At 60.0% G+C, this 3,581-nt stretch carries 3 protein-coding genes; all 3 read left to right on the top strand.

From position 1 onward, the window contains the following. On the top strand, positions 1-1,092 hold a 1,092-nt coding region (locus tag B3P22_RS04820; RefSeq protein ID WP_296270123.1), incomplete at its 5' end, for a S16 family serine protease. Between the two features lie 134 nt (positions 1,093-1,226). After that, the gene (hupB, locus tag B3P22_RS04815) at positions 1,227-1,499 is read left to right on the top strand and encodes a nucleoid-associated protein HU-beta (protein WP_003239952.1); all 273 of its coding nucleotides are present in this window, start codon (positions 1,227-1,229) and stop codon (positions 1,497-1,499) included. 194 nt (positions 1,500-1,693) lie between these two features. Continuing rightward, positions 1,694-3,541, top strand: a complete 1,848-nt coding sequence (locus B3P22_RS04810; RefSeq protein ID WP_296270121.1) for a SurA N-terminal domain-containing protein — start codon at positions 1,694-1,696, stop codon at positions 3,539-3,541. The last annotated feature ends 40 nt before the right edge of the window (positions 3,542-3,581 follow it).

Here is a 3,581-nt window from a genome sequence, read left to right as displayed (position 1 = left end):
CTGCTGGAAGTGCTCGATCCGGAGCAGAATCACAACTTCAACGATCACTATCTGGAGGTCGATTACGACCTGTCGGATGTGATGTTCCTCTGCACCGCCAACTCGATGAACATCCCCGGCCCGTTGCTGGATCGTATGGAAGTCATCCGCCTGCCGGGCTATACCGAGGACGAGAAAGTCAACATCGCCATCAAGTACCTGGCACCGAAGCAGACGCAGGCCAACGGCCTGAAGAAGGGCGAGCTGGAGTTCGATGAGGCGGCCATCCGCGACATCATTCGTTACTACACGCGCGAGGCGGGGGTGCGCAGCCTGGAGCGGCAGATCGCCAAGGTATGCCGCAAGGCGGTGAAGGAGCACGTGCGCGAGAAGCGTTTCCAGGTTCGCGTCACCGCAGAGTCGCTGGAGCACTTTTTGGGCGTGCGCAAACATCGCTACGGCCTTGCCGAGCAGCAGGACCAGATCGGTCAGGTGACCGGTCTGGCCTGGACTCAGGTGGGTGGCGAGCTGCTTACCATCGAGACGGCGGTGGTGCCCGGCAAGGGCGTGCTGATCAAGACCGGTTCGCTGGGCGACGTGATGGCAGAGTCCATGACGGCCGCCATGACCGTAGTGCGCAGTCGCGCAAAAAGTCTGGGGATTCCCGCTGATTTCAACGAGAAGCGCGACGTTCACATCCATATGCCCGAAGGTGCGACGCCAAAGGATGGGCCGAGTGCGGGTATCGGTCTGTGCACGGCGCTGGTCTCGGCGCTGACGCAGATTCCAGTGCGCGCCGACGTGGCCATGACCGGTGAAATCACTCTGCGCGGTCAGGTGCTGGCCATCGGCGGTTTGAAGGAAAAACTTCTGGCTGCTCATCGGGGTGGAATCAAGACCGTGATCATTCCCGAAGAAAATGTGCGCGATCTGAAAGAAATTCCGGAAAATATTAAGCAAGACCTGCAGATTAAACCGGTTAAATGGATTGACGAGGTCCTGCAAATTGCGCTGCAATACGCCCCGGAGCCCTTGCCCGATGCGGCTCCCGAGATGGTTGCAACGGATGACAAGCGCGAGACTGATTCCAAGGAGCGAATCAGCACGCATTAGCCGGGGGGCTTCCTTGACACAATTTTTGAGCCCTTGTTATAAAGCGGCTCTTATTGTGTCGGCAGGCCATCCAGCACCCGCTTTGCTTACACTAAAAATCAAGAAACAACTCAACAGAAATAAGGGGACTTAGAGTGAACAAGTCGGAACTGATCGATGCTATCGCTGCATCTGCTGATATCCCGAAAGCTGTTGCTGGCCGCGCGCTGGATGCAGTGATTGAATCCGTCACTGGCGCCCTGAAGGCTGGTGATTCCGTCGTACTGGTTGGCTTCGGCACCTTCGCTGTCAAAGAGCGCGCTGCTCGCACTGGCCGCAACCCGCAGACCGGCAAGCCGATCAGCATCGCTGCTGCCAAGATCCCGGGCTTCAAAGCTGGCAAGGCTCTGAAAGACGCCGTCAACTAAGCGTCTTCCGGGTTTGCCTCGCCGTCAGGCTCTGTCTGGCGGTTGTTAGGAGGCAGGGCAGGGAGTCGGAGACTTTTCTGCACTGACCGCTTAACGCGTTACGAGAAGGCGCATCCACGGATGCGCCTTTCTTCTATCTGGACATTACCCACACTGCGCGGCTGGTGACTCTGTACAGTCGTTCTGGGGGAAGCATGCTGCAAAACATCAGGGACAATTCACGCGGTTGGATTGCCAAAATCATCATCGGCCTCATCGTCATGCTGATGGCCTTTACCGGTTTCGAAGCCATCGTCACGGGGACCAGCAACCGCAACAACGCGGCTGACGTGAACGGTGACACCATTACCCTCAACGAGCTCAATCAGGCCGTTGAAATGCAGCGCCGTCAGCTCCTGCAGCAACTGGGTCGTGATTTCGACGCCTCGCTGCTTGATGAAAAACTGCTGCGTGAGGCTTCGCTCAAAGGGCTGATCGAGCGCAAGTTGCTGCTGCAGGCAGCCGACGATGCTCACTTCGCCTTCTCGCAAGGCTCGCTGGACCAGGTGATTCTGCAGACTCCCGAATTCCAGGTGGATGGCCGCTTCGATGCCGCGCGCTTCGATCAGGTCATTCGCCAGATGGGCTACACCCGCCTGCAGTTCCGTCAGATGCTGGAAGAGGAAATGCTGATCGGCCAGTTGCGTGCCGGCCTTGGCGCCAGCAGCTTCGTCACCGAGCAGGAGGCGCGTGCGTTCGCCAACCTCGAGCGTCAGACCCGCGATTTCGCCAGCCTGACCATCAAGGCCGATCCCGCTGCGGTGGAGCTGAGCGACAGTGACGTCAAAACCTATTACGACGAGCACGCCGGCGAGTTCATGAGCGCTGAGCAGGTCGTGCTGGAATACGTCGAACTGCAGAAGGACAGCTTCTTCGACCAGGTCGAAGTCAGCGATGAAGACCTGAAGCCGTTGTACGAGAGCGAAATCGCCAATCTGGCCGAGCAACGTCAGGCGGCGCACATTCTCATCGAAGGCGACGACGAAGCTGCGCGCAACAAGATCGAAGAGATCAAGAAGCGTGTCGATGCCGGCGAAGATTTTGCTGCCCTGGCCAAGGAGTTCTCGCAGGATCCGGGCTCGGCCGTCGATGGCGGTGACCTGGGTTACGCCGGTCCTGGCGTGTACGACCCGGCCTTCGAAGAGGCGCTGTATGCGCTGCAGCAGGACCAGGTTTCCGAGCCGGTGAAGAGCGAGTTCGGCTGGCACCTGATCAAGTTGCTGGGTGTTCAGGCACCTGAAGTGCCGAGCTTCGACAGCCTCAAGGACAAACTGGCGCGTGACTTCAAGGCGCAGCAGGTCGAGCAGCATTTCGTCGAGGCGACCAAGCAACTGGAAGATGCCGCGTTCCAGGCATCGGATCTGGCTCAGCCAGCTCAGGAGCTGGGGCTCGAGGTCAAGACCAGCGAAGCCTTCGGTCGTGAAGGAGGCGCTACCGGCATCACCGCCAATCGTCAGGTACTGCAGGCTGCCTTCAGCCCCGACGTTCTGGAAGACGGTGCCAACAGTTCGACCATCGAGCTGGACCCGAGTACCGTAGTTGTCGTGCGCGTGAAACAGCACAACAAGCCCGAGCAGTTGCCAATGGAGCAGGTTGCCGAGAGCATTCGCGGTCACCTGCTGCAGGAGCGCGCTGCCGCTGCTGCCAAGGCCGAAGGCGAGAAGCAATTGGCTGCTGCCGAGGCGGGCGAGGCTGCTGGTGCCGAGTGGCAGGTGCAGGAAGCGGCGACGCGCAGCCAGGACGGCATCGAGCCGAAGGTGCTGCAGGCGCTGTTCCGCATGCCCAAGCCTGCCACGGCGGGTGAGCCGACCTTTGCCGGGGTGACGCTGAATAATGGCGACTACGTCGTGCTGCGTCTCGATGGCGTGAACGTGCCGGAAGAAGCGCTGGCTGACGAGCAGCTCGCCATGTACCGCAACTTCCTGGCGTCGCGTGCCGGTCAGCAGGACTTCGCCGCGCTGCGCAAGCAGCTGGAAGCCAAGGCAGACGTCGAGCGTTTCTGATCGCTGTCCGCTACGAGAAAGCCCCGCCAAGTGCGGGGCT

The sequence above is a fragment of the Pseudomonas sp. UBA6323 genome (genome assembly GCF_002439135.1).
Taxonomy (GTDB): Bacteria; Pseudomonadota; Gammaproteobacteria; order Pseudomonadales; family Pseudomonadaceae; genus Aquipseudomonas.
The sequence above is the reverse complement of the archived record's forward strand: the minus strand, read 5'-3'. Positions and strand labels throughout refer to the sequence as shown.

Excerpts from the sequence above, each read along its gene's own strand:
- B3P22_RS04810 (WP_296270121.1), top strand. The coding sequence starts at position 1,694 with ATGCTGCAAAACATCAGGGACAATTCACGCGGTTGGATTGCCAAAATC.